Annotated in this window: 23 protein-coding genes and 1 tRNA gene; 10 read left to right on the top strand and 14 right to left on the bottom strand. The window is 69.0% G+C overall.

Translation table 11 applies throughout. From position 1 onward, the window contains the following. Positions 1–7: 7 nt before the first annotated feature. The 3 genes from F0U63_RS33645 to F0U63_RS33635 form a co-directional block, all read right to left on the bottom strand. Positions 8–454, bottom strand: coding sequence for a hypothetical protein (locus F0U63_RS33645; protein WP_395836344.1), 447 nt, complete (start codon positions 452–454; stop codon positions 8–10). A 124-nt stretch (positions 455–578) separates the two neighbouring features. Continuing rightward, positions 579–2,024 (bottom strand): serine/threonine-protein kinase, encoded by a 1,446-nt coding sequence (locus tag F0U63_RS33640; RefSeq protein ID WP_395836342.1) that lies wholly within the window; start codon positions 2,022–2,024, stop codon positions 579–581. Beyond that, on the bottom strand, positions 2,021–2,743 hold the full coding sequence (locus F0U63_RS33635) for an RNA polymerase sigma factor (protein ID WP_395836340.1): 723 nt from the start codon (positions 2,741–2,743) through the stop codon (positions 2,021–2,023). Before F0U63_RS33635 ends, F0U63_RS33640 begins: the two co-directional genes overlap by 4 nt. A 121-nt stretch (positions 2,744–2,864) precedes the next feature. Here F0U63_RS33635 and F0U63_RS33630 point away from each other — a divergent pair, with 121 nt between their 5' ends. The 3 genes from F0U63_RS33630 to F0U63_RS33620 all read left to right on the top strand — a co-directional run bounded on the left by F0U63_RS33630 (position 2,865) and on the right by F0U63_RS33620 (position 4,413). Continuing rightward, entirely contained in the window at positions 2,865–3,266 is a 402-nt protein-coding gene (locus F0U63_RS33630) for a c-type cytochrome (RefSeq protein ID WP_395836338.1), read from the top strand. A gap of 125 nt (positions 3,267–3,391) precedes the next feature. Continuing rightward, positions 3,392–3,931 carry a hypothetical protein gene (locus tag F0U63_RS33625; RefSeq protein WP_395836335.1) on the top strand — a complete coding sequence of 180 codons (540 nt, stop codon included), beginning with the start codon at positions 3,392–3,394 and terminating at the stop codon, positions 3,929–3,931. A gap of 17 nt (positions 3,932–3,948) precedes the next feature. After that, the gene (locus F0U63_RS33620) at positions 3,949–4,413 is read left to right on the top strand and encodes a cupin domain-containing protein (RefSeq protein ID WP_395836333.1); all 465 of its coding nucleotides are present in this window, start codon (positions 3,949–3,951) and stop codon (positions 4,411–4,413) included. 4 nt (positions 4,414–4,417) lie between these two features. On the opposite strand, the gene F0U63_RS33615 is transcribed toward F0U63_RS33620, so the two are convergent. Next, positions 4,418–4,816 (bottom strand): hypothetical protein, encoded by a 399-nt coding sequence (locus F0U63_RS33615; protein WP_395836331.1) that lies wholly within the window; start codon positions 4,814–4,816, stop codon positions 4,418–4,420. Between the two features lie 529 nt (positions 4,817–5,345). On the opposite strand from F0U63_RS33615, the gene F0U63_RS33610 reads away from it, so the two are divergent. Further along, entirely contained in the window at positions 5,346–5,585 is a 240-nt protein-coding gene (locus F0U63_RS33610; RefSeq protein WP_395836329.1) for a hypothetical protein, read from the top strand. A gap of 47 nt (positions 5,586–5,632) precedes the next feature. On the opposite strand, the gene F0U63_RS33605 is transcribed toward F0U63_RS33610, so the two are convergent. Further along, positions 5,633–6,799 (bottom strand): BamA/TamA family outer membrane protein, encoded by a 1,167-nt coding sequence (locus tag F0U63_RS33605; protein ID WP_395836327.1) that lies wholly within the window; start codon positions 6,797–6,799, stop codon positions 5,633–5,635. A gap of 162 nt (positions 6,800–6,961) precedes the next feature. Here F0U63_RS33605 and F0U63_RS33600 point away from each other — a divergent pair, with 162 nt between their 5' ends. Then, on the top strand, positions 6,962–8,548 hold the full coding sequence (locus F0U63_RS33600) for an alkaline phosphatase family protein (RefSeq protein ID WP_395836325.1): 1,587 nt from the start codon (positions 6,962–6,964) through the stop codon (positions 8,546–8,548). Then, positions 8,545–9,627: a lysylphosphatidylglycerol synthase transmembrane domain-containing protein gene (locus F0U63_RS33595; RefSeq protein WP_395836323.1), complete on the top strand. Its 1,083-nt coding sequence runs from the start codon at positions 8,545–8,547 to the stop codon at positions 9,625–9,627. The genes F0U63_RS33600 and F0U63_RS33595 overlap by 4 nt, the downstream gene beginning before the upstream one ends. A 51-nt stretch (positions 9,628–9,678) precedes the next feature. Here F0U63_RS33595 and F0U63_RS33590 read toward each other — a convergent pair. The 7 genes from F0U63_RS33590 to F0U63_RS33560 form a co-directional block, all read right to left on the bottom strand. After that, positions 9,679–9,762: transfer RNA gene (locus tag F0U63_RS33590), tRNA-Leu, on the bottom strand. Positions 9,763–9,864: 102 nt separating this feature from the next. Then, positions 9,865–10,242: a 2Fe-2S iron-sulfur cluster-binding protein gene (locus F0U63_RS33585; protein ID WP_395836321.1), complete on the bottom strand. Its 378-nt coding sequence runs from the start codon at positions 10,240–10,242 to the stop codon at positions 9,865–9,867. 1 nt (position 10,243) lies between these two features. After that, positions 10,244–12,088: a Fe-S protein assembly chaperone HscA gene (gene hscA, locus F0U63_RS33580; RefSeq protein WP_395836318.1), complete on the bottom strand. Its 1,845-nt coding sequence runs from the start codon at positions 12,086–12,088 to the stop codon at positions 10,244–10,246. Continuing rightward, on the bottom strand, positions 12,085–12,714 hold the full coding sequence (gene hscB / locus F0U63_RS33575) for a Fe-S protein assembly co-chaperone HscB (RefSeq protein WP_395836315.1): 630 nt from the start codon (positions 12,712–12,714) through the stop codon (positions 12,085–12,087). Before hscB ends, hscA begins: the two co-directional genes overlap by 4 nt. A gap of 88 nt (positions 12,715–12,802) precedes the next feature. Then, positions 12,803–13,198: an iron-sulfur cluster assembly accessory protein gene (locus F0U63_RS33570; protein WP_071900937.1), complete on the bottom strand. Its 396-nt coding sequence runs from the start codon at positions 13,196–13,198 to the stop codon at positions 12,803–12,805. A 34-nt stretch (positions 13,199–13,232) separates the two neighbouring features. Beyond that, a complete protein-coding gene (iscU, locus tag F0U63_RS33565) occupies positions 13,233–13,634 on the bottom strand; it encodes a Fe-S cluster assembly scaffold IscU (protein WP_395836313.1) in 402 nt (133 codons plus the stop codon). Between the two features lie 40 nt (positions 13,635–13,674). Next, a complete protein-coding gene (locus F0U63_RS33560) occupies positions 13,675–15,036 on the bottom strand; it encodes an IscS subfamily cysteine desulfurase (RefSeq protein WP_395848468.1) in 1,362 nt (453 codons plus the stop codon). A gap of 361 nt (positions 15,037–15,397) precedes the next feature. Here F0U63_RS33560 and F0U63_RS33555 point away from each other — a divergent pair, with 361 nt between their 5' ends. The 4 genes from F0U63_RS33555 (at position 15,398) to F0U63_RS33540 (ending at position 21,687) form a co-directional block, all read left to right on the top strand. Then, entirely contained in the window at positions 15,398–16,948 is a 1,551-nt protein-coding gene (locus F0U63_RS33555) for an SPFH domain-containing protein (protein WP_395836310.1), read from the top strand. 142 nt (positions 16,949–17,090) lie between these two features. Further along, positions 17,091–18,761, top strand: coding sequence for a hypothetical protein (locus F0U63_RS33550; protein WP_395836306.1), 1,671 nt, complete (start codon positions 17,091–17,093; stop codon positions 18,759–18,761). An 11-nt stretch (positions 18,762–18,772) separates the two neighbouring features. Next, positions 18,773–19,399, top strand: coding sequence for a hypothetical protein (locus tag F0U63_RS33545; protein ID WP_395836304.1), 627 nt, complete (start codon positions 18,773–18,775; stop codon positions 19,397–19,399). Between the two features lie 329 nt (positions 19,400–19,728). Continuing rightward, positions 19,729–21,687 carry an AbfB domain-containing protein gene (locus F0U63_RS33540; RefSeq protein ID WP_395836301.1) on the top strand — a complete coding sequence of 653 codons (1,959 nt, stop codon included), beginning with the start codon at positions 19,729–19,731 and terminating at the stop codon, positions 21,685–21,687. A gap of 48 nt (positions 21,688–21,735) precedes the next feature. Here F0U63_RS33540 and F0U63_RS33535 read toward each other — a convergent pair whose 3' ends face one another. Further along, the gene (locus F0U63_RS33535; RefSeq protein WP_395836299.1) at positions 21,736–23,781 is read right to left on the bottom strand and encodes a PEP/pyruvate-binding domain-containing protein; all 2,046 of its coding nucleotides are present in this window, start codon (positions 23,779–23,781) and stop codon (positions 21,736–21,738) included. Between the two features lie 23 nt (positions 23,782–23,804). Beyond that, positions 23,805–24,293 (bottom strand): hypothetical protein, encoded by a 489-nt coding sequence (locus F0U63_RS33530; RefSeq protein ID WP_395836296.1) that lies wholly within the window; start codon positions 24,291–24,293, stop codon positions 23,805–23,807.

Below are 24,293 nucleotides of genomic sequence, written 5' to 3'. Positions count from 1 at the left end.
GCTCACCTCACGTGGCCTTCGCGGTGGCCGGCATCCTGGTGAACTCGCGAGGCACCACGGGGGGCGGCAGCTGGCGCACCATGGCCGAGCGGCGGATGCGGTTGAAGACGTACAGGTTGAAGAAGTGCATGCCACCGAGCACCACCAGCACCTTGCCGATCTTGGAGCAGACCAGCTCGATGATCTCCTGCAGCGTCCAGATGGTCTGGTGCTCCTTGAGCGTCAGGGCCACGAAGCCGATGTTCATCAGGTAGAAGCCCACCACCAGCAGGTGGTTGACGGAGTCCGCCAGCACCTCCTTGCCCAGGAAGGCCTCATGCAGAAAGGGCGCGCCGTTGCGCTGCAGCGTGCGCGCCACCCAGATGGTCAGCGTGATGCTCACGAGCAGGTAGACCAGGTAGGCCGCCACCATGAACTGGCTCGACACGGCTCCCGGGGTGATGTTCGTCTCCATGGCTTCTCTCCCTCGGGGAAGCGCGGACGCCCGGGGCTCCAGTGCCCTCGTGGTGGGGTGCCGCTCTTCCCTTTCGCGGGGAAATACCGGGAGGGCGCTTCGCGGTTGCGGGGTGCCTTTTATTTCAAGGCCGCCAGGCGTGGAGCTGGAGGCCCAGCTCGATGGCCGGTGGGAGGAGCATCAGGACCACTCCCCACCACAGCCAGGGCTCGCGGGAGAGTGCCCGCTGGCGCCGCCAGGCCTCCAGGACGGCGACACAGAGCAGGTAGAGCGTCCCCAGTTCCAGCAGCCCTCCAAGCAGCGGCATGAAGTGGGGCAGGGACAGGCCCGCCGACCACGCGAGCCCCAGGTGCAGCGCGAACAGCGCCGAGTTCACGCTGGCCACTCCCAGGAAGACGCGCGCCTCGCGCAGGGGAAGCTCCGGGGCGGGGGCATCCAGGCCCTCCTGGCGCCAGTGCCGGCGCAGCAGGCCATACGCCGCGAGCGCCACCGCCAGCCCCGCCACCGCCCCGAGGATGGGGCCCGTCTCGAAGCGCGCCTTCGTCACCCACCGGCCATCCGCGAGCCGCGCCACGGGCTGCATGGTGAGCAGATCCAATTGCTCGGGCGCCAACACCCGCGGCGTCACCGAGACGACGAGCGCCCAGAGCACCAGCGCGCACGCCACCGCCTGGAGCAGCGCCACCGTGCGCAACCAGACGGCCTCGTCCGGGGGCAGGGCCGCCTCCGCCGCGCCGTCCGCCAGGCGCCGCAAGTCCAACCCCAGGGCGTGGGCACTGGCGTAGCGCCGCGTGGGATCCAACGCCACCGCGCGCCGCACCATCGTCCCGAGCGCCCCCGTCAGGGTGGGCGAGCCCGCCGTCAGCGGCCGGCCCGTCACCATCTCGTGCAGCAGCACGCCCACCGCGTACACGTCCATGCGCGGATCCGGCGCGGCCCCGGCGAGCGCCTCCGGAGCCATGTACTCGGGGGTGCCCACCACGGTGTGCACGGCGGTGAGGGTGTCGCGGCGGCCCTCCGAGCGCACGATGCGGGCGATGCCGAAGTCCGTCACCTTCACCCGCCCCTCTCCGTCCACGAGGATGTTGGCGGGCTTGATGTCCCGGTGCACCACGCCGCGCGCGTGCGCGTAGGCCAGCGCGTCACACACCTGGAGCGCCACGCGCACGGCCTCCGTGGGAGGCAGAGGCATGAGCTCGGACAGGCCACGGCCCTCCACCAGCTCCATCACCAGGTAGCGCTCGCCTTCCTCTTCTCCGAAGTCATGCACCCGGACGATGTGGGGGTGATCCAACAGCGCCAGGGCTCGCGCCTCGCGGGCGAAGCGGGCCTGGGCCTCGGGGCTGGAGGCCGCCTCCCCGTTGAGGAACTTCACCGCCACTGGCCGATCCAGGCGCACGTGCCGCGCCCGGAAGACGTGGCCCATGCCCCCGCGCCCGATCTCCTCCTCCAGCTCCAGCGCGCCAATGCGCTCCGGGCCCGCCCCGTCCTCGCCCAGCAGGCAGCTGGCGCAGACCGCCAGTCGCCCCACGTCCACCGGGGCACCGCAGCGTGGACACGTCTCGCTCATCGCTTCAGCACCCGGAGCAGCTCGGCGAGCTCGGCCTCCGCCTCCTCGGGCGCGTCCACCGTGTCCGCCACCTCCTCGCGCACCAGCTCCCGGTAGCGCACCCGCGCCCGGTGGAGGAAGGTCTTGAGCTGCGGCAGGGACATGCCGTGCGCCCGCGCCGCGTCGCGGTAGCTCGGCGGTTCGCCGGGACGGAAGAACTGGAGCACCAGGGCGAAGGGACCCTTGCGCTCGCCTCCCTCGTACTCCGCCCGGAGCCGCTCCAGGGCCCGCTCCATTACGCTCGAGGCCCACTCCCGCTCGAAGGCCTCGTCCGGACCCCGCGCGTCCTGGGAGGCGATGCGCTCGGCCAGCTCGAAGTCCAGAGGCAGCGCGGCCACCCCACCGCCCCGCCGGGCGGCGCTCTCGCGCTCGTGCCGGTGGGACAGGTGGTTGCGCGCCGCCGTCAGCAGGTAGCCGCGCAGCCGGCCCTTCCCGGGGTCGAGCCGCTCGAGGAAGCCGTGCTCCAACAGCCGCAGGAGCAGCTCCTGCACCGCGTCGCGCGCGGCCTCGGCGTCCAGGCCCTGGCGGCGCATGTAGACGTAGAGCGGGCGCCAGTAGGTGCCCAGCAGCGACTCGAGCGCCGCGCGGCGCGCCTCCGGCGAAGCCCGTGCCGAGCGGATGAGGGTCCAGCGCGTGGGAGGAAAGAGCCCAGGCCCCGCGTCTCGTGCGTCCGCGCCCATTGGGATGGGTTCTAGCCCAACTTCGTGTTCAAGGCCGGCGGGTGGCATTGCACGGTGGCGACGCCCTTCTGGGCTCCCTTCCCCTGGTCCTCCCCACGCCGGTGGTAGTAGAGGAGGGGGCATGCGCAAGCGCTCGAACCGCATGCCCCTCGTTCTTCCGCTGTCCCACACGGTGCTCTTGTCGATGGCCGTGGCCCTCGCGGGTTGCTCGGAGAAGAAGGAGGCGGAGACCTCCGCGTCCGGAAACACCGCCACCGCCCAGGCGCCGCGGCCTCCGGAGGAACTCTTCGCCAGCTTGAAATGCCGCGGCTGCCACGGCGAGGGCGCCATGTTCGCCCCCGCTCTCGTCAACGCGCGGAGCAAGCCCGACGAGACGGTCGCCATGTGGATCCTCGACGCCCAGAAGGTCCGGCCCGGAACGGGGATGCCCAGCTACACGGACCTCATGTCCACCCAGGAGGCCCTCTCGCTGGCGCGCTGGATCAAGGCGGGCAACCCCGCGGCCCCGGCGGCGACTCCCTGAGGCTCCACTCGCACTTGTCCGGCACGGGAGGCCACCGAGGCTCCGCATTGCTTTCCGCGAAGCCAGGGCTGATCCTGCAAGGGGGTGAGCAGCCCCATGCGCATCACGGCCGACGAGTCCATTCGATGAAGACCCCTTCTTTTCGCGTCCCCCTCGTGCTCGTGGGCTTCCTGTCCGCGGGTTTCGTCTTCCATGCCTCCGCCGCGGAGCCCGAGCCCCAGAAGGCCGCTCCGTCCAAGAAGCCCAAGGCCGAGAAGCCCAAGACCGAGGTGGCCGACAAGCAGCCGCCTCCCTCCTCGTTGGGCAAGCCGGACTATCTGCCCGAGCAGGCCCGGTCCCTGCTGCGCCAGAAGATGGAGCGGCACGGGCAGGACGCACGCGATCTCATGTATGGCGTGACGTTGCTCCAGTACGACGTCGCGCGCGCCGCGGCCAGGCACATCTCCGCCGAGCCCCGGATCATCCGGCCCCTGCCCGGGGGGGAGGCGGATTTCAACGCGCTCCTGCCCGAGCGGTTCTTCGTGCTCCAGGACGAGGCCCGCCTGCGCGCCCGCGCCGTGAGCGAGGCCGCGGAGAAGCGGGACGACCAGGCGCTCGCGGAGAGCTACGGGCGCCTCGTGGAGACGTGCGTGGCGTGCCACTCGACGTATCTCAATCACCGGTGAGCGGGAACGGAGGGGTGATGCGTACCGCATTCTTGTCGGCCCTGTTGTGTGTCGGCGTGGGCTGTGCCCGCGTCTCTTCCAACCAGCCCGTGCGCTACGTGGTGGACGGCGCGCGAGCCCCCACCTTCCGCATCGCCCAGGGCAAGGGCACCGCGCGGTTGCTGCTCAACGAGGAGACCGGCGCGCGTGCCGCCTCGATGGGCGTGTTGGAGCTCCAGGGGGGAAGCACGGTGCCCGAGCACGTCCACGCGGACAGCGTGGAGATGATCTACGTGGAGGAGGGCGGGGCGGAGATGACCGTCGAGGGGCAGGCGATGTCCGTGCGTCAGGGCGATGCCGTCTACATCCCCGCGGGACTGCGCCACTCGGTCCGGGTGGCCGAGAGCACGCCGCGCTTCCGCTCCGTGCAGGTGTACGTGGGCCCGGGTCCGGAGGCGCGCTTCCGCCAGGGCGAGCCCGTGACGCCCGCCGTCTCTCCGTAGCGCCCTAGTCCGGAGGGTGTCCCCGGTGAGGGCGCTCGGGGTGGCAGGCGCGCTGTTGATCCGGGCCGGTGTGGCACTGGCCCTGGAGCTCCCTGTCGTGGAGCGTCACCGTGCAGGCCTCGCCCTCCTGGAGGCCCGAGCAGGCGGCGAGGGCCTCGGGAGGAGGACCGGGAGGCCGCGCCGGCCTGCACGCCAGGGTCTCCCCATGGTGAGACTCGCAGGTGCCCTCGCGCTGGCGGTCCGGGAAGTCGATGGTGCAGGTGGCGCCCTGGCTCTTGGCGGCGCAGGCCTGGATGGCCTCGGGAGGCGGGCCTCGCCGATGCGGCGGCTGTGCGAGCACCGACGCGGAAACCAGCGATGCCGCCAGGGTGAGCACGGCGTGAAGAGGGATGAACCGACGCATGAACGACCTCCTGGGGTGAGGATTCGACGTTCACCAGTGTCGGCGCCGCATGTTTCCGGGTGATTTCTCTCCCGTTGCGAATCTTGTTCTTTCGATTTCCAGGTGCCGAGAGACGTTGGTATTCCATTGATCCGGGTTTTGCCGTGACGGAGTGAATGGCAGGCGAGCGTCTGGCGTCTGGGCGCGCACCATGAATGGTCTTCGCGCACTTCTCGTTGGTTGGATGCTCACCGCGGCGGGTTGCACTTTCATTCACTCTTCCGACCCCGACCCCGAACCCCCGGAAGCTCCGAGCCGGCCTCCTCATCGGCCTCGGCCCCCGCCGCGCGGGCCCCGGCCTCCGCCGCCGCCTCCCCCGTCCCATCCGCCCGCGCCGCCTCCGGGCTCCATGAACTTCCACGTCCCTCCGGATCGCGTTCCGCGAGAGGGGCTGTGCCGCATCTGGTACCGGCCGCTGCCTCCGGATCGCCAACCGGCGGCCATGTCGTGTGGCCACGCGCATCGGACCGCGAGCCGCCATGGAGGCCTGGTGATCTGGGCTTCCTCCCCGCGCTCGTTCCAGACGGGTGAAGTGGCGGCGACCGAATACGGGCCGGTGTCCTTCGATGGCGTTCCGCCCGACCGTCTGCCGCCTCCGGGCTCCTGCCGTGTCTGGCTCGATGGGGTGCCTCCGGACCGTCAGCCTCCGCCCATGTCCTGCCCGGACGCCTCCGCCTATCAGCGGCGCCACGGGGGCCGGGTGCTGTTCATGCCCGCCTCGGACCTCTGACAAAGGCAGGCACGTTCCTCATCGCCCCGTCTCGAGAGAGGCGGGGTTCAGAACATGTGGCCGAAGTTGATGTACACGCGGTGGCGCAGCGTCTCCGGGGACATGGCCCAGTCGAAGCGCACCACGGCGGCGCGCCGGGCCACGCGCAGGCCCGCGCCCACGCCCGGGTGCAACATCCACCAGGGGCCATCCGTCACGCCCGGGTGCCACACGCGCCCCACGTCCACGAAGGCCACGCCGCCCGTGTAGACCGGCGCGCCGAACAGGTTGAAGTCGAAGGCGCGCACGCGCAGCTCCGTGTTGGAGAACGCCTTGACGTTGCCCGCGAACCGGTTGCGCTCGATGCCGCGCACGCTGCTCATGCCGCCAATGCCTTCCGACACGCTCACGCCGCCCGTGTTCACCCACTCGAAGAAGGGCACTTCCCCGAACAGCGCGTCCAGCGTCAGCCGCTGGGCGAGCACCACCCGTGAGCCGAACTGCCAGAAGCGCTTCTCGCTCAGCGTGATGCCCCCGTACTGGTAGCGGCTGCCCGTGGCGGTGCCCGACACGCGCACGCTCAGCTCCTCCACGCCGCCGCGCACCGGATCCGACTCGTTGTCGCGCGTGTCCCACATCACTCCCGCGGACACCTGTCCGGTGGGCCCGCCCTCGATGCCCACGGGCTTGAGATCATTGAGCACCGAGGACTCGAAGGTGGACACCTGGGTGTAGCGCCACGCATAGCCCGCGTACACCTGCAACGGGTGGCTCTCGCCGAGGGGCCGGCCGCGCAGGCGCATCCACGCGCCGGGCGAGCCCTTCTTGTAGTTGAAGCGCTCCTGGTTCTCGTTGCCGCGGAAGTCCTGCGCGGACACGTTGCCCGCGCCGTAGAAGGGGCTGAGCAGCTCGCGCCGGTACTCCAGGCGCAGCTCCAGGCGCATGGGCCCGATGAGCCGCGGCCCGTCGTAGCGCAGGTAGTGGTTCTGCTGTCCCCGGCTGGTGAACATCGCCTGGATGGCGATGGCATGCCGGTAGGGCACATAGCCCGGCGCGTACAGATAGGCACCCGCCACGCCGCCATAGGTGAAGCCCAGGTCGGAGTTGTAGCTCACCAGGGGCACCACGATGGCGTCGGCGCCCTTCTCCTTCTGGACGGGCACCTCGAGGGTGGACGCGGTCGCGGAAGCGGGTGCCGTGGCCAGCGTTGTCAGCAGCAGCGCGGTCGTAAGCATGCCAACTCAAGGTGCCATGCCCAGGGTGATGGGGACCATGACCCGCTCGGCCCGGCCTGCCTGTCTGGCCGCTCTGCGGCGGAGCTTTCGACACACCCCGGTTCGCACGGCTGGCGGCTCCCTGCGTGCACATCTTCCCGGCCGGGGAGGGGAAACGAAACCGTGAACGAAGTCATCAACCCGCAATTGCAGACGTGGGCCCGCGAGTACGTGCGCCGAGTCGGCTCGAAGCTGGGCCCTTTGTCGGCTTCACGTCAACGCAAGCTGCTCATCGTCCACCTGGATGGTGTGCCCAGGGCGCACCTGGAGGACGCCGTCCGCACCGGACAGATGCCGTTCTTCTCCAGGCTCGTCACCTCGGGCGCCTACGCCATGGACGATGCGTTCTGGGGCTCGCCCGCCTCCACGCCCTTCTTCCAGGCGGGGCTGCTCTACGGCATCCGCCATCCCAACCTGCCCGCCTATAGCTGGTTCGACCGGGAGCTGGGGCGCAAGGTGCAGATGAACACCCCGGTGGATGCGCTCGCCATGGAGTCGCGGCTGGGGCGCAGCGCGGGCTCGAGCCTGCTGTCCGAGGGTGGTCATGCCTACTTCGCGCTCTTCCGCGCCGAGGCGCGCAACCGGCTGTGCATGACCACGGTGGCCAGCTACAAGACGATGCTGCGCAGCATCAAGTACGAGTTCGACGGCGTGCTGGCGGGGCGCACGCGAAAGCCCCTGTCGTACCTGCGCTCGTTCGGCAAGGACGCGTGGAACTCCTTCCGCGAGGTGTACCGGTGGGCGCGGATGCAGCGCGACTGGCGCCACGAGCAGGGCTACCTCGTCAGCCGGGTCTTCCTGCAGCGGCTCGGGTGGAGCTTCGCCCACACCAAGGCCATGGTGGACATGATCCGGGGCGTGCCCTCCATCTACCTCGTCTATGGCAACTACGATGAGGTGGCCCACCGCCGCGGTCCCCGCTCGGAGCAGGCGCTCACGGAGCTGCGGCGCGTGGATTCCTACCTCGCCGAGCTCTACGCCGTGTCCAAGGCGGTGGAGCCCGGCTACGACATCGTCTTCCTCACGGACCACGGTCACGTGGACAGCGACGCCATCGAGCGGCGCACCGGGCAGCGCCTGGAGAAGCTCCTCCTGGAAGGGGCGCCCCTGCCGCTGTCCGAGGACGTGCGCCGGGCGCTGCTCGATGGCCGTCCGCTCTCCGAGCAGGTCTCCCTGAGCGCGCCCGAGGAGCCGGTGGTGGTCGAGTCCGGCAACTTCTCGCACGTGTACCTGACGCGGCGGCGCGAGCCGCTGGAGGCCGCGCAGCTCGTGGCACGCTTCCCGGAGGTGCTCGGCCGGGCCATCCGCCATCCGGACCTGGGCATCGTGGCGGTGCGCCGCCGGGACAAGGCGGTGGCCATCATCGGGGGCCAGGTGTACGAGGCGCATCAGATCGACAGCGCGCCCCTGTCCTCGGAGTTCTCGCGCCGCGCGGTGGCGGACTACCTGCGCGAGCTGCCCCACATGCCCACCGCGGGCGACCTGGTGCTCTTCGGCCAGGCGGTGTCCAAGGGCGGCACGGTGGGCTTCGCCTGGGAGTTCGGCTCGCACGGGGGGCTGACGCGCACGGAGACCAACAGCGTCATCTGCTGGCCGCGCGAGCTGCCGGTGGACCTGTCCGCGATGAGCCACTGCACCCAACTGCATGATCGGCTGTCGAGCGTCTACCGCGAGGGGCGCCGGTCGCTGGTGGAGGTCGCGGCGTCATGAAGAACAGGGCGGGGGGCCGCACGTTGCTCAAGGTGCTGGCGGTGATGGTGGGCGCGGTGCTGTCCGTGTTCCTCATCTCCAGCGCCTTCTTCCGGTGGAACTTCGGACCGGGCCCCCTGCTCATTCCGCGCTTCTCGTTGGAGGGCTTCATCGAGGAGCTGCCCGGGCACCTGCCCTGGTTCATCCCCTTCCTCCTGCTGTCCGCGTCCATCATCCCCCTGCGGGCCGTGCAGTGGCAGACGACGCTGAGCAAGCCCGTGCCCCTGCGCGAGCGCTACCACCTGGTGGCCATCGGCGCCTTCACCCACAACGCGCTGCCCGGGAAGCTGGGCGAGTTCATCCGCTGCTTCCTCCTGTCGCGCACCCAGCGCATTCCCTTCCTCCAGGCCCTGGGCTCGGTGGCGGTGTGCAAGCTGCTGGAGTTCGCGGCGCTCATGGGGCTGGTGGCCCTGTCCTTCCTGGGGCCCTTCGGGGAGAAGATGGCGGAGTTCTCCGGGCCGCTGCGCATCGCCGTGGGGGTGTGCGTGGGCCTGGTGGTGCTGGTGGTGCTGCTGGCCCACTACGCGCTGCCGCTGGCCCGGGCGCTGGGCAGGCGCAACCGGCTGCCCCGGGTGCGCCACCTCCTGGGGCACGTGTCCGAGGGCCTGGGCACCGCGCGCAGCTTCCGGGGCATGGCCCGCACGCTGTTCTTCTCCGTGGGGCCCGTCCTGGCGCCCGCGCTGGCCTACGGACTGGCCCTGAGGGGGCTGGGCATCTCCGGGGGGCTGTTCGCCGGCACCATCGTCCTGGCCGCCATCGCCCTGGGCCAGAGCCTGCCGGGGGTGCCGGCGGGCATGGGCATCTACTACTTCGTCACGAGCTGGGCGGCGCGCAGCCTGGGGGCGTCGGCCGAGGACGCCGCGGCCTTCGCGGCGCTTACCCACCTGGGCACGCTGCTCAGCCAGGTGTCCCTGGGGGCCATCTCCGTGCGCGTGCGCGGCATCCGCATCAAGGACCTGCGCCGGGGTGGCAGCCTGGCGCGCGAGGCGGCGGGCCACATGGCCCACGAGGCCGTGGAGCCGGTGCACAGCCCCGCGTGAGGGGGCTGAAAAAGAAAAAGGCCCCGACTTTTCAGTCGGGGCCTTCTTCAGTGCCCAGGAGAGGACTCGAACCTCCATGCCCTTGCAGGCGCTAGACCCTGAATCTAGTGTGTCTACCAATTCCACCACCTGGGCAGGTGGCTGCTGCTGCATCGCTGCGGCGTCTCGGCGGTGCGTTGCGTCGACGGGGGCGGTGTATAGATGCCTGAACCGTCCCCGTCAAGCAGTTGTTTCAACCTACTTCTTCAGGGGCCATTTTCCCTCGGACGCGAGGCGGCGGCGCACGACGGGGTTCTCGTCCATATAGGCCGAGAGCGACTCCTCGGTGATTTCCACGTGCACGTCCTCCTGGCCGACCTCGCTCTGGCAGGACAGGCGGGAGTAGGGGCGCACGTCGAACCCCATGTCCAGCCGGTCCATCTCCTCGTCCCGCTGCTCGGAGAGCGACTCGAGGCCCTTGCGCACCCAGACATGGCAGGTAGAGCAGGCGCAGACGCCGCCACAGGAGTGGCCGACCTGGGCGCCGGCCTTCTCGGCGGCGTCCAGCAGCGTGGTCCCCGGCGACACCTCCACGGTGACGTCGTCCAGGGGGCTCTTGAAGTGGACCTTGGGCACGTCAGAACTCCTCGACCGAATGGCCCGCGACGACCTGCGTCACGGCCTGGTTCATGATGCGCTCGACGAAGGGCTTGCACGCCTCGTCCAGGGCGTGGATGGCCTCCTTGAGGGCCTGGGAGTCCTTGCCCTGGGCCAGCTCGCGCACCCGGGCCATGGCGGCCTCGATGGTGGGGCGCTCGCCCTCGTCCACGAGCTTCGCGTGCTGCCCGAGCTGCCGCTCCACCTCGGTGAGCACGCGCTCGGCCTCCACGCGCTGCTCGCGCAGCTGGCGCACCTGCACGTCCTCCTCCGCGTTGTCGATGGAGTCGAGCAGCATCTGCTCGATCTCCTCGTCGGTGAGGCCGTGGCTCGGCTTGACGGTGATGGACTGGGTGGCGCCGGTGCTCTGCTCCTTGGCGCTCACCGAGAGGATGCCGTCCGCGTCCACCTGGAAGCGCACCTCCACCCGGGCCATACCGGCCGTCATGGGGGGAATCCCACTCAGGGTGAAGCGCGCGAGGCTGCGGCAGTCCTCCACCAGCTCGCGCTCGCCCTGGAGCACGTGGATGTCCAGGCCCGTCTGCCCGTCCTTGAAGGTGGTGAAGACCTGGCCCGCGCCGATGGGGATGGGGGAGTTGCGGGGAATGAGCTTCTCCACGAGCCCGCCCATCGTCTCCAGCCCGAGCGACAGGGGGATGACGTCGAGCAGCAGCACCTCGTCCTGGCGGTCCACGTTGGTGAGCAGGTCCGCCTGGATGGCGGCGCCGAGCGCCACCACCTGATCCGGATCGATGTCGCCCAGGGGCTCGCGGCCGAAGAGCTCGGCGACGAAGCGGCGCACGGCGGGCACCCGGGTGGAGCCGCCCACGAGGATGACGCCGTCGAGCTCCGAGGCCGTCACGCCCGCGTCCTTGAGGGCCCGGCGGCACACCGCGCCCGTCTTCTGCAGCAGGGGGCGGATCCACTCCTCCACGTCCGCCCGGCGCACCGTCTGCTGGTGCGCGCCCACGGTGAGCAGCGTCTCGGGGCTGTCGGTGAGGGCTTCCTTGGCCTTGCGCGAGGCGGCGAGCACCTCGGCCACCAGGGCGGGGGAGGGCGAGGCCTGGCCGAGCGCCTCCAGCACACGCTGGGCGATGGCCCGGTCGAAGTCGTCCCCGCCGAGCGCCGAGTCACCGCCGGTGGACTTCACCTCGAAGACGCCGTCCACGAGCTTGAGGATGGAGATGTCGAAGGTGCCGCCGCCCAGGTCGTACACCGCGAAGGTGCCCTGGCTGCCCTTGTCGAGCCCGTAGGCGAGCGCCGCGGCGGTGGGCTCGTTGAGCAGGCGCAGCACCTCCAGGCCCGCGAGCCGGCCGGCGTCCTTGGTGGCCTGACGCTGGGCGTCATCGAAGTAGGCGGGCACGGTGATGACGGCCTGCTCCACCCGGCCGGAGAAGTGCGACTCGGCGCGGCGCTTGAGGGCGCGGAGGATTTCGCCGGACACCTCGATGGGGGTGACGGGCTGGCCGCCGGCCACCTCGAAGCGCACCACCTTGCCGCCGGAGGCGAACCGGTAGGCGCCCAGCTTGCGCGTCTCCGGATCATCCGGGCCGCGGCCCATGAAGCGCTTCACGGAGACGATGGTGTCCGTGGGGTGCTCGGCGGCGAGTCCCCGGGCGCGCGCGCCCACCACCACGCCCCCGTCCCGGCCGTAGTGCACCACCGAGGGCAGCAGGTTGCTGTCGCCCTCGTCCGCCACCAGGCAGCGGGGCTTGCCCTGGATGACGCCCGCCACGAGCGAGTTCGTGGTGCCCAGGTCGATCCCCACCGCATGCCCCTTGGGCTTGAGCGGGTCATGAATCTGCAGGAAGCCGTTCTTGCTCACGCCAGCATCTCCTCCTCGAACGCGTCCACCTGCTCGAGGAAGCGCGTGAAGTACCGCACCCGTCCCAGGGCGTGCGACGCCTTTTTCAGTACCGCCTCGTCGGCGGAGCCCTTCTCGAGCACGCGCAACGACTCCACCGCCTCCTGGAGGGCCGCCGAGCGCTTCGTCTCCACGTCCCGTGCCATCGCCTGGACGCGCGCCTGATCCTTCGCCTCCATGGCCCCGTCGAGCGCCTCGCGCAGCTCCATCACCTCCTCGAGGAACTCCAGGGGCATGTTCTTCTGGGCGGCAGTGTCCTCCCGGTCCAGGTCCACCCCGTGGAGGGAGAGCAGGTAGAAGGCGCGCCGGGTGGCGTCCTTGAGCGTCTTGTAGGCCTCGTTGAGCGCGGTGGTCTGCTCCAGCGACAGCCGGCGCTCGCGCGCCTCGGCCTGGGCGAAGCGGTCCGGGTGCAGCCGCAGGGACAGCTCCCGGTACTGCCGCTCCAGGGCGGCCAGCTCCACGTCCGGGCTCGGGGGCAGACCGAAGATGGCGAAGTGGGTGGTGCCGGCGATCCGGCCCGCGATCTTCCCGCAGGCGCCGCAGAACGGGCTGCCCTCCGACGCCTTGTCACAGTTCCAGCACTTCACCGGGAGCTTCCTCTCGACGGAAAGAAACGACGAGGGCCCGGCGATTGGTGGCCGGGCCCCCAGGATTGCGTGGTGGGTGTCGCGTGCGTCAGACGGAGAAGCTCTCTCCGCAACCACACGCGCCCTTCACGTTCGGGTTGTTGAGCTTGAACCCGGAGGCCATCAGCGTGGACTCGTACACGATCTCCGTGCCGATGAGGTACAGGTAGCTCTTGGGGTCCACGAAGACCCGCACGCCCTCGCGCTCGAAGATCTTGTCCTTCTCGCGCGGCTTCTCCGCCCACTCCATCACGTACGCCAGCCCCGAGCACCCGCCGCCACGCACCGCGATGCGCAGCCCCGCGTCGGGCGTCTGCCGCTCCGCGAGCAACTTGCGCAACTGCTCCACCGCGCTGTCATGCAGCGTGATGCCCCGCGCCGGTTTGGCGGCCGGGGTCACAGGCGCCGTCTTCTGGCCCGTCTGCTCTGTCGCCTGCTCGTTCATCACGCGCCTCCTGACTTCACGTCCGGTTGTCCGCTCAGGCCCGCTGCTGCCGGCGCGCTTCGCGCTTCTTCTTGAAGTCGTCGATGGCCGCCTTGATGGCGTCCTCGGCCAGCACCGAGCAGTGGATCTTCACCGGCGGCAGCGCCAGCTCGCGCGCCACGTCCTTGTTGGAGATGGTCAGCGCCTCGTCCACCGTCTTGCCCTTCACCCACTCGCTCACCAGCGAGCTGGAGGCGATGGCCGAGCCACAGCCGAACGTCTTGAAGCGGGCGTCCTCGATGATGCCCTCGTCGGTGATCTTCAACTGCAGGCGCATCACGTCGCCGCACGCGGGCGCACCCACCAGACCGGTGCCGACGTTGGGGTCCGCCTTGTCGAGCGAGCCGACGTTGCGGGGGTTCTCGTAGTGGTCGATGACTTTGTCGCTGTAGGCCATGGGAACTCCGGGGGGATGGGGGTGGGGGGAGGGCGCGGGGCTAGTGCGCCGTCCACTCGATGCTCTTGAGGTCGATGCCTTCCTTGGCCATCTCGTACAGCGGGCTCATTTCGCGCAGACGGTTCACCTTGTCCACCATGAGCTTGATGACGAAGTCGACCTCTTCCTCGGTATTGAAGCGGCCGAGGCCGAAGCGGATGGAGCTGTGCGCCAGCTCCTCTTCCACGCCGCAGGCGCGCAGCACGTAGGAGGGCTCCAGCGAGGCCGACGTGCACGCCGAGCCCGAGGACACGGCCACGTCCTTGATGGCCATCATCAGCGCCTCGCCCTCCACGTAGGCGAAGGAGATGTTGAGGTTGCCCGGCAGCCGGTGCTCCTGCGAGCCGTTCACCGTCACCATGTCGAGCTGCTCGACGATGCCCTTGCGCAGCCGCTCGCGCAGGCGCGTGAGGCGCGCGGCCTCGTCGGCCATCTCCTCGCGGGCGATCCTCGCCGCGTGGCCGAAGCCCACGATGGACGCCACGTTCAACGTGCCCGAGCGCATGCCGCGCTCATGGCCGCCACCGTCGATGAGCGGCGCGATGCGCACGCGCGGCTTGCGGCGCACGTAGAGCGCGCCCACGCCCTTGGGGCCATACATCTTGTGCGCGGAGATGGAGACCAGGTCCACCTGCATCTCCTCGACGTGGAAGGGCACCTTGCCAATGCCCTGCACCGCGTCGCAGTGGAACAGGATGCCCCGGGCGCGGCACAGCCGGCCGATCTCCGCGATGGGCTGCACGGTGCCGATCTCGTTGTTGGCGAGCATGATGGACACGAGGATCGTCTTGTCCGTCATGGCCGCCTCGAGCTTCTTGAGGTCGACCCGCCCGTCCTTCTCCACGTCCAGGTACGTCACGCGCGCGCCGCCCGTGGGCAGCTCCGCCCACTGGCGGTACACCGCGTCGTTGTCCAGGTCGTGCTTGATGGCGAGAGTGGCCAGCTCGTCGCGGCTCACCGGCGCGCCCGTGAGCTGCATGAGCCGCAGCGTCTTGAGCTCGTCCAACCGCTCCTGGCGCACGCGCTCCAGGCGCTTGCACGTGTCGAGCACCGCCTTGTGCTCGGTCTTCAGGGTGATGATGTGATCACCCTTCTCCTTGTAGAACTCGACCACGCCCTTGATGGCGAGGTTGTCCGACTCGGTGGCGCCCGAGGTGAAGACGATCTCCTTGTCGGACGCGCCGATGAGCGCCGCCACCTGCTTGCGCGCCTCCTCCACCGCCGCCTCCGCCTTCCAACCAAAGGCGTGGTTGCGCGAGGCGGCATTGCCGAAGTCCTCGCGCAGGTAGGGCAGCATCGCCTCCAGCACGCGCGGATCCATCGGCGTGGTGGCGTGGTTGTCCATGTAGATGGGCAGCTTCAGCATCTCGGTCGCCTTCCAGGCAGCAGCGGTCGTTCTCGAACCCCAGGGGCGGGGGTAACCCCGTGAGGTCCTTGGTGCTCCTACATCGGCGCACCTAAAGTGGACTGGATTGGTCAAATATAAAAAGGACCCCCCCTCGGTCAAGACGACATGAGGGGCGTGCCTCCAGCCCCGTCTCAACCGCGAATCGGAGGGATTCAGTCCACTACCAGGAGCGTGGGCCGGGAGGGAGCGATCCATTCCGGGGCAGCCGCGCCAGGACGGCGCACCCCCCTCCGCGCAACCGGGCCATTTCAGGGCCGTTGGTGGCTGGCGAGGAGGCTGCAATCGGGGAAGTCCGCGAGAGACCGGGAGGACGCGGATGGCCACGAGCGAGAAGCGAGCGGTGAGGGTGAACGCGGCGGGTGCACTGGCGGTGCGGGTGGGCGGCGGAATGGAGCCGCCCCCGCCGCCGCGGGACGAAGAGTGGATGCGGGACACGGAGGGGTGGCGGGCGGGCAAGCCGGCGGAGGATCCGGAGAAGATGAAGAAGTGGGGGCTCATCACCGCGCGGCCGAGCGAGTTCCTCATCCACATGCGCCGGGGGCGGGTGCGGGAGGTGAGCGGGCAGGGGGCGTCGTGCTTCAAGCTGCCGGGGGACTCGGTGGCGATCGTGCCCACGAGCGTGCAGCGGCTGCGCTTCACGGCGGATCAGGTGACGAGCGAGAAGGTGGGGGTGCAGGTGACGGGGCTGGCGGTGTACCGCATCGTCGAGCCGCTGGTGGCCTTCCGGATGCTCAACTTCTCCTTTCCGGAGCGGGCGCAGGAGAAGCTGCGCGAGCTGCTCACGGAGATGTTCGTGGGCGCGGTGCGGCGGCTGGTGGCGAACCTGTCGGTGGAGGAGTGCCTGACGCGGCGCAAGGAGGGGATCGCCACGGAGCTGATGCGGGAGATTTCCCCGGTGGTGTCGGGGCGGGGGCGGCCGGAGGACCGGACGGACACGGGGTGGGGGGTGGTGCTGGACACGATCGAGATTCAGGACGTGCGGGTGCTGTCGGAGACGGTGTTCGCGAACATGCAGGCGCGCTTCCGGCAGGAGCAGGAGCGGGTGGCGCGCGAGGCGGAGCTGGCCAAGGAGCGCTTCATCCGGCGGGAGGAGGCGGAGGCGGAGCGGCAGATAGCGCTCACGCGGCTGGTGACGGAGGAGGAGGTGCGGCACAAGCGGCGGGCGGCGGAGGAGCAGGCGCAGCTCGAGTCGCTGGCGGTGGAGGCGCGGGTGGCGGAGGCGCGGGTGGCGCAGGAGCACGGGGCGCGGCAGGCGCAGGTGACGCTGGAGCGGGAGACGGCGCTGGCGAAGCTGAACGCGGAGCTGGAGGTGCGCGAGCGCGAGGCGCGGGCGGAGGAGGCGCGGGAGCTGGCGCGGCTGGAGTCCGAGCGGCGGATGGCGGAGGCGCGACTGGAGAACGCGCGGGCGCTGGCGGCGGCACAGGCCCAGGCGGAGCTGGAGCGGTTGAAGCTCGAGGCGGAGGCTCAGGCGGCGCGGCACGCGGCGGAGCTGGCGAAGCTGCGGCAGGAGGAGGAGCGGGCGCGGACGGAGGCGAAGGCGGCGGAGGCCCGGTGCGCCATCGCCGAGGCGGAGCTGGCGCGGGCGGAGCTGGAGGCGCGGCAGGCGCGCATTGCCCAGGAGCCGGAGCTGGCGCGGGCGAGAGCGCAGCGCGAGATCGAGAACACGCTGTCGTCCGAGTCCATCCAACTGGAGCTGGCGCGGCAACTGCCGAAGGTGGCGGCGGCCTTCCAGCAGAAGATGGGCGAGGTGCACGTGACGGCGGTGGATGGCGCCAATCCGTTTGGCTACATCGCCGCGGCGGTGGAGGGCGTCATGGGCCTGGCGCGCTCGGCGGGGTTGCAGGTGCCTGCGAAGCGGGAGTCGTAGCGCGAGCCGTATTGAACCGCGCGCGGCTTGCGCTCCGCCCTCGTGCGCGCTTGATCAATCCGGTGGGCTTGACGGGCACACCTGCGTTTCCGTGTGATCGCGGCGCGAAGGCTTTCAGCCTCGTCATTCCCGGAGGTGGGCCGTGTCCACCCGTCTTGCTGGCTCGCGCCCATCGAGTGCGCGGTTGCGCCCCTTGCTGCGCGGCTGCTTTCTCGTCCTCTTCCTCCAGGCTGCTTGTGTCACGGACACTCCACGGGGGCGCGACCACGACAACTCGTCGACGTCCCCACCGTCGACCACGGCAAGTTTGGCCGTCACGGCGGAGCCTGGCCTGGAGTCCGCCACCGTGTACGACGCGGACTTCCTGGAGCCGGGCACTGTCGTCACCCGGCCGGTGCGTATTTCCCGGGCCGAGTTCCAGCAGGCCTTCCTGCGCCTGTCCCGCGACGTGAGACTGAGGGCGAAGACGCCACAAGCGGCCGCTCGGGAATTGCTCCACCTGCTGCCGCCACCCAAGGGCGTCGAGACCGTGGATAGCCAGGGAGACTGGCTGCTGGAGGTGTACCGCGACCAGGCCTACACCCTGGTGCCCGAGCGCCAGGAGGGCCCGGTGGTGCTCACCCCCGAGGCGGATGAAGCCCTGAGGGTCAGGTACCTCCAGTGGTGTGTGCCCCGAGGAGGAGGCGACTGCCTGGGCCTGCTGGACGACGGGCCCTATCTGCGCACGGACGACAGGCGGGCGTTCGCCCTGGCCCTGGCTTTCGGCCATGTCCTCGATGAGACGCGCGGGGCTCTGGCGCGCGAACTGCTAGACGTACGGATGCTCGTCTCCACGGTCGTCTGGACGGTGACCCTCTACTGCATGATGTGGGTGGTGCCCGAGCCAACGACCAAGGCCCTGGCCGCCGGCATGACCCTCATTTTGATGGGTTACCTGGGCCTGGAGACGATGTACGGGCTGATGGACGGCTGGGCCCGCCTGGCCGACACGGCGCACCACGCCAGCACCTTCGAGGAACTGGGTGCGGCGGGCGAGGAGTTTGGCCGGGTGCTGGGTGAGGACGCGGCCCGGGCGATGATTCTGGCGGTGGCCACGCTCAGTGGGCACACGCTGGGGCAGGTACTGCCGCGAGTGAAGTCGCTGCCGGGCTTCAAGCTCGCGGGGAAGCAGTGGAAGGCTCAGGGCGGCGCCGCTGTCATGGGGCGCGTGGAAGTAGAGGAGACGGCACTCGCGACGGAGGCGGCCCTGGCTCAGGCGATTGCGGCGGTGGAGACGGTGGCCACCTCTCCACAGGGCCCCCTGGCCGTGGTGATGTTCAAGAAGGGGACGGGTAGTGGGACGGCGAAGGCTCCTGGGGGCCGCTCCGCGCGAACCGTCATTCGCCACCGGGGTGGCAACCGGCAGGTGGAACTGAGCGACGGTCAGCGTTGGCATCTGCCACGCGGCAAGTCGGCCGCGGACCTACCCGCCCAGGACAAGGTGGGGGATATGCTCCAGGAGGCTGTCACCCAGGCCGCGAAAAAATGGGGGCCTGATAGGCTCTCGGACGCGGAGAAAGAGGCCATCAAGAAGGCTCTGGACAAGGGCGAATATTGGTTGGCGCGGCTGTTGGAGCGCGAGGCACGGGGGCGTTTCGTGGAAAATGAGGTGTCACGCCAGTTCAAACATCTCTACAACTTCAGCCGGAACAAGGGCGTGGATGTGGTAGTCCCAGGAGGCTACCAGTACGAGATTCTTTCTGGCACGGAGTCGAACCTGGCGCGTCACGGCAGGCGCCTGGCGGGCGAATTCTTCCGGATGCTCACCTTCTGAGAGGGCGGCGGATGCTCTATACAAAGGTCTTCTACGAAGACCGGGAAATCGAAAACGAGCGGCTGGAACTGACTGACAAGGGCTCGCTGTATTTTCTTGGCTCGAATGTGACGTTCAGACATTGCACCCTTGTCCTGAAGGTCTCCGGCAGGAATTTGATCTTTGATCAGGGAACTCGGTTCATCGGCTGCACCTTCGAGGTGAAACAGGAACTGAAGAACCATCAGGATTGGGTGTTTGCCTCCCTTCATGGTTGTCGATTCAAGGGGCGTCTGTCTGGCTGCGACTTTGGGCACTGGCCTGGCTATTCGGAAAAGGCAGGTCACGGTTCCATCGAAGACTGCGACTTCTCCGAGGCCCGCCTGGATGGTTGCCGCATCATGGGTTGCGACCCCTCCACCTTGCGCTTTCCCAAGTGGCCCTGCTTCACCATCCTGGAGCCGATCCGCCGAGCCCCCGAGTTACGTGGCGCGAAGTGGCCGGGTCGCTTTGGTCGTGTCACCGTGGAGGAACTTCATACTCAACCGGCTCCTACCAGGTCGCTGACTTATCACGCCCCCTCGATAGCCAAGCGGATGGAGACCACCGAGGAAGAACTCCGGGCCGTCATCGAAAAGTTCGATTGCATCGTCTACTGACGGGATCCTGCTGAGTTGGAGCGGGGTTTCGCGGAGTGGCCGTCCCCCTGGGTTCGAAGAGACGTGGGCGCCGGGGCCCTCGCTCAACGAGCCCCGGGCGGGACACCACCTCGTGGAGGTGGTGCCCGGGACCTTCCTGGTCGTGGGTCCCTCCCGGAATGCCCAGGGGGAATTGTCGACCACCTGGGAAGTCTGGCGGCCCGGGGCGTAGCGCGAGGGGTTGTTGGCGTGCTCGTGGAGCGCTCCCGCCTTCTTTGCAAAATCGTGCAAAAGTGGGTAATCCAGGATTTGCTTCTCCCGACCCCGGTTTCACCCAGAAGGAAGCACGCATGCCCCACACGTCGAGAACCTGGCGCCTCTCGCCCATCCACACGCCGTTGCTGCTGCTGCTCTTGAGTCTGCTCCCCGGGATGCTTCCCATGGCGAGCGCGGCCACGGGGGATGGCTCTCCGAGCGATTCGAACATCGTGTATGTCGGACGCTGGGACAAAGGCAACGCGAGTGTCTATCGAAGCAACTGGTCGGGGGCCTACTTCCGGGTCGACTTCACCGGCACGAGCGTGAAGCTGCGGCTGGCCGCGGCCGCCCACGTCTATGTCAGCATCGATGGTCGAGCCGACGTCAGCTACCCCGGTGCCGTCGGGACGATCAACCTGACGCCCACTGCGCTGGGCTCGGGACGCCACACCCTGCGGGTCGCCACCCGCGAGCAGGATCTCATGCAGTTCCAGGGCCTGGTGCTCGACAGCGGCGCGAGCACCCTGGCTCCCGTTCCCCGCGCGAAGCGGATCGAGTTCATCGGAGACTCCATCACCGCCGGGTGCTGTGCGTTGAGCCAGGGCGCGTTGAGTGACTACGCCTGGCTGGTGGGCGAGTTCCTCAACGCGGACCACACCCGCATCGCCTATTCCGGCATCTGCTTGCAGGACGCCTTCTCCTGTCACTCTCCCAACGGCATCGGGATGAGCCGGCAATACTTCAAACTCCAGACGGTGGAATACCCCTCTTCCCCCGACTGGAACTTCAGCCAGTACCAGCCCGACGCGGTGGTGATCAATCTCGGCACCAATGACCAGAACTTCGGGGTCTCCGATGCCGCGTTCCAGAGCACCTACATCACGTTCCTCCAGAACGTCCGGGCCCGTCACCCCAATGCCTTCATCTTCGTGCTGCGCACCTTTGGTGGCTTCAAGGTCGCGCCCACCCAGGCGGCGGTGAACGCCCGGATCGCCGCGGGGGATACGAAGCTGTACTACGTGGATACGACGGGCTGGGTGACGGTGGGCACCTCGGATTACACCGACGGGCTGCACCCCTCCGACAGCGGCCACCTGAAGATCGCCCGCTTCCTGGCGCCATTCATCTCCAAGACCGCCCGCTGGGAACTCCCTTTCGCGGATGACTTCAACGACGGCAACGCCACGGGCTGGCAGACTTATGGAGGCGCCTGGTCCGTCGTCAATGGACAGCTCTCCGTCGGGGCCGATGCGGGCGCCAAGGCCCTCGCGTTCGGCACCCTGTTCTCCAACTTCACGTACGACGCCGACATCACTCCTGGCCCGTCCGGCAACCCCGGGCTCCTGTTCCGCGCCAGCCGCCCGGCCACCGGGGTGGATGCCTACCAGGGCTATTTCGCTGGCATCGATGGCAACCAGGTGGTCCTGGGCAAGGCGAACGGTACGTGGACGACGCTCGCGGTCGCGGCCCTTCCGTCCATGACGGGCACGTCCCGTCACCTGCGCGTCGTGGCCGCGGGTTCCTCACTCAAGGTCTATGTCGACGACCTCGTGACTCCCAAGCTTTCGGTGACGGATGGCTCCTATGTGTCCGGTGCCATCGGCGTGCGGACCTACCAGGCCCAGGCGAGGTTCGACAACCTGTCGGTGCGCGCCTTCTCCCGGTTCGAGTCCCAGTTCCAGGGCTCCTTCGTGCGGCATCAGAACTCCCGGGGGCGCATCGACCACATCCTCTTCCCGGCGGAAGACGCGGAGTGGAGGATCGTGCCTGGATTGGCGAATGCCTCGGCCCTGTCGCTGGAGTCCGTCAACTTCCCTGGCTACTTCCTGCGGCATCGCGACGGCGAGGTGTGGCTGGACCGCAATGATGGCTCCAGCCTGTTCAAGGCGGATGCGACCTGGTGGAGACGGGCGGGACTGGCCAACAGCGCGCTGCTCTCCTTCGAGTCCTCCAACTTCCCAGGCTACTACCTGCGGCACCGCGAGGGTCTGCTCTACCTGAATGGGATTTCCACGAGCCTGGACCGGAGTGACGCGACCTTCCGCGAGTGAGGGTGGAGCGGTCCTTCCACCCCCACTGGCACGCCCTGCGCCTGCCTCCTACTGCCCGCGTCCGGGGTAGGGGCGGGCCTGCTTGATGTACAGCGTGGGGGGCTGGCCGGGGTTCGCGTCGTCGTCGAACTTGAACTCCACGTCCATGGCGTACCAGCCCGTGTTGCCCGCCGCCGGCCCATACGCCGGAGAGAAGCGCTTGTGGATGGCATCCAGCGCCACGCCCAGTTGGTGCACCTGCGTGGCCGTCAGCACCGTGCTTCCACTCGGGACGAGGTTCGAGTGCGCGAAGTACGTCACCGGTTGGTTGGGCTGGCTGAAGAAGGAGAGGAACTGGTCACTCGTCACTCCCGCGGGGGGGGACACCACCTCCGCGTCCCCTCCGTATTGCACGTTCACGTAGAAGGCCGGATCCAGACCCGTGGCGTCGAACGGGTTGCTCGTCACCGCGACGCCGTTGGCCTCCTCGTCGGGGAAGTTGTGGTGCACCAGCAGCGCCATGCCCACGGACTTGTGGTCGATGCCGTAGTAGGTGCGCTCCTCGAAGGTGCGCAGCGCCCAGGCGCTCGCGTATGTCTTGCGGATGGCGCTCAGCACGTCCTCCCAGCCCTCGGCGGGGTCTCCCGTGTGCGAGTCGTAGCAGCCCGCGCACGGAAACCCATCCAGGTCCTCGCTGTTGGTGCTCGTGCGAAAGCGCATGGACTGTCCCGGATAGTCCTGGTCCAGCTTCTCCTTGAGCCGTGCCTGGAAGTCCGCGTCGAGCGGCGCCTTCTTCATCGCCGTGCGCAGGGCGTTGAGCTTCGCGTCGCGCACGGCGGGATCCGTGGCGAAGCTCGGATCCGCCACCATGGCGTCGATCTGCTCATAGAAGCCGTTCTGCCGCATGAACTGATCATAGAAATAGACGGGGATGGCGAAGGCCTTGAGCAGGGGGACGGACGGCGTCCTGGCCAGGATGGAGTAGTGCGCCGCCTTGCCCCCGAAGGCCTGGACCGACTTCTTGAGGTCGTCGCGCAGCGAGCCCGTCTCGGGCGTCACGTCCTCGATGTCCACCAGTTCCTTCACCGTCAGGTCCAACGCGGGCAGCGTCACGGGCGCGGGCTTGTGCGCATCCCAGAAGGCCTGGGCCTCGGCCTCGCTCACCTCGTGCACCGACCACGCGGTGGAGCCCACGGTGAGCCGCACCAGCTTGCCCTCGAGCGCGCGCAGCGTGGCGTTCGTCATGGCTCCGCGCAGGCCCATGTTGGGCGTGTGGCGGTTGGCGGACAGCACGTTCACATGGGACAGCGGCGTCTGGAACTCCTGGGTGATGAGGCCCTGAACGACGGAGATGTCATTGGGTGCCTCGTCGAGCACGGCGAGGTCCTGGTAGGACAGATACTCGTCCTCCAGGTCCGCCGCCTTGACGAAGCGCAGCCGGCCGATGCCCGAGGCGAGCGTCAGCGGCTGATAATCGATGGCGGCGTAGATGTCGTCCGTGCTCTTGATGGGGATGTCCGACGGCAGCCGCCTGGCCTCCACCTCCACCGCGGCCGAGGTCGGGTGGAAGACCAGCTTCGAGCCGAAGAAGGCCGAGCCCTTCACCTTCTGGAACAGCGTGGTGATCATCGCCGCCGAGGCGGTGTCATAGGGCGACAGCTCGAGCGCCCACAGCTTGGGGCCCTCGTAGTACGTCACCGTGCCCAGGATGAAGCGGCGCTCGGGGCTGTAGTACTCGGAGGCATTGAACGACGCGAGCGCGGGGACGATGGGCAGCCCATTGCCGGACAGGTGCGTCGAGGCGAACTGGTAGTGGATTTGGTACCGGGTGCTGTTCTGGAAGTAGAGCGCGTTGTCGTCCGCCGTATCCAGCACCACCTTGACCGAGCGCGCCCCGGGCAGGGTCGAGTCGATGGGCTCCGAGGCGAGCGCCTGGAAGTCCGTCTCGCAACCCACCTGTTCGAGGAACTCGGGAGCCTCGGAGGTGCTGGGGGCCTGGCACGTCCACTCGATGGTGGGCGTGGACGGGCTGTTGCTATTGCCGCACGCGGCCAGGAGCAGACCGCCCAGGAGCGCCACGCCCCATGGGCACTTCGCGGTGTGAGTCTTCAACATTCGTCCTCCGGGGATGTCTGCCTTCATGGGACCAGGGAGAAGCAATAGATGCCGCCGTAGCCACCGCCCGAGCCCACCGTGTTGGAGCTCTCGATGGGCCCGCCCATCTCCACCAGATTGACGCCCGGCGCGCAGCCCGACTCGTCCAGCGAGGACATCCAGTTGTTCATGTCACCCATCCCGCCGCCCGTGCCGCCATCGCCGCCTCCCGGTGGGAAGCCGCCATCCCGCCCGCCCGGCGGAGGCATGCCGCCATCGCCGGAGGGGAAGGTGCCGCCGTCGCCACGCGGGGGACGGCCTCCATCGGTCGGGAACGTGCCGCCATCTCCTCGGGAGGGAAAGCCTCCTCCGCCGCCACCCCCCGCGCCCGAGCGAGGCCAGGAGTGGCCCACGCGCGGCCGGCCCTCGGTCGCCTTGTCTCCCGTCGCCGCCGTCCAGTCCTTGCAGGTGGAAGTGGCGCTGTAGAACATGCCCGTGGCGCTCGAGCCCGTGAGGATGTCGTGGTTGTCCAC

This window comes from Cystobacter fuscus (assembly GCF_044360685.1).
Classification (GTDB): Bacteria; Myxococcota; Myxococcia; order Myxococcales; family Myxococcaceae; genus Cystobacter; species Cystobacter fuscus_C.
The sequence above is the reverse complement of the archived record's forward strand: the minus strand, read 5'-3'. Positions and strand labels throughout refer to the sequence as shown.

What these genes read in the sequence shown, in the direction of transcription:
- F0U63_RS33625 (WP_395836335.1), top strand. Translation starts at nt 3,392, where the DNA reads ATGAAGACCCCTTCTTTTCGCGTCCCCCTCGTGCTCGTGGGCTTCCTG.
- F0U63_RS33640 (WP_395836342.1), bottom strand. Translation starts at nt 2,024, where the DNA reads ATGAGCGAGACGTGTCCACGCTGCGGTGCCCCGGTGGACGTGGGGCGA.
- F0U63_RS33555 (WP_395836310.1), top strand. Translation starts at nt 15,398, where the DNA reads ATGGCCACGAGCGAGAAGCGAGCGGTGAGGGTGAACGCGGCGGGTGCA.
- F0U63_RS33630 (WP_395836338.1), top strand. Translation starts at nt 2,865, where the DNA reads ATGCGCAAGCGCTCGAACCGCATGCCCCTCGTTCTTCCGCTGTCCCAC.
- F0U63_RS33635 (WP_395836340.1), bottom strand. Translation starts at nt 2,743, where the DNA reads ATGGGCGCGGACGCACGAGACGCGGGGCCTGGGCTCTTTCCTCCCACG.
- F0U63_RS33570 (WP_071900937.1), bottom strand. Translation starts at nt 13,198, where the DNA reads ATGAACGAGCAGGCGACAGAGCAGACGGGCCAGAAGACGGCGCCTGTG.
- F0U63_RS33595 (WP_395836323.1), top strand. Translation starts at nt 8,545, where the DNA reads ATGAAGAACAGGGCGGGGGGCCGCACGTTGCTCAAGGTGCTGGCGGTG.
- iscU (WP_395836313.1), bottom strand. Translation starts at nt 13,634, where the DNA reads ATGGCCTACAGCGACAAAGTCATCGACCACTACGAGAACCCCCGCAAC.
- F0U63_RS33540 (WP_395836301.1), top strand. Translation starts at nt 19,729, where the DNA reads ATGCCCCACACGTCGAGAACCTGGCGCCTCTCGCCCATCCACACGCCG.
- F0U63_RS33545 (WP_395836304.1), top strand. Translation starts at nt 18,773, where the DNA reads ATGCTCTATACAAAGGTCTTCTACGAAGACCGGGAAATCGAAAACGAG.
- F0U63_RS33535 (WP_395836299.1), bottom strand. Translation starts at nt 23,781, where the DNA reads ATGTTGAAGACTCACACCGCGAAGTGCCCATGGGGCGTGGCGCTCCTG.
- F0U63_RS33605 (WP_395836327.1), bottom strand. Translation starts at nt 6,799, where the DNA reads ATGCTTACGACCGCGCTGCTGCTGACAACGCTGGCCACGGCACCCGCT.
- F0U63_RS33615 (WP_395836331.1), bottom strand. Translation starts at nt 4,816, where the DNA reads ATGCGTCGGTTCATCCCTCTTCACGCCGTGCTCACCCTGGCGGCATCG.
- F0U63_RS33645 (WP_395836344.1), bottom strand. Translation starts at nt 454, where the DNA reads ATGGAGACGAACATCACCCCGGGAGCCGTGTCGAGCCAGTTCATGGTG.
- F0U63_RS33620 (WP_395836333.1), top strand. Translation starts at nt 3,949, where the DNA reads ATGCGTACCGCATTCTTGTCGGCCCTGTTGTGTGTCGGCGTGGGCTGT.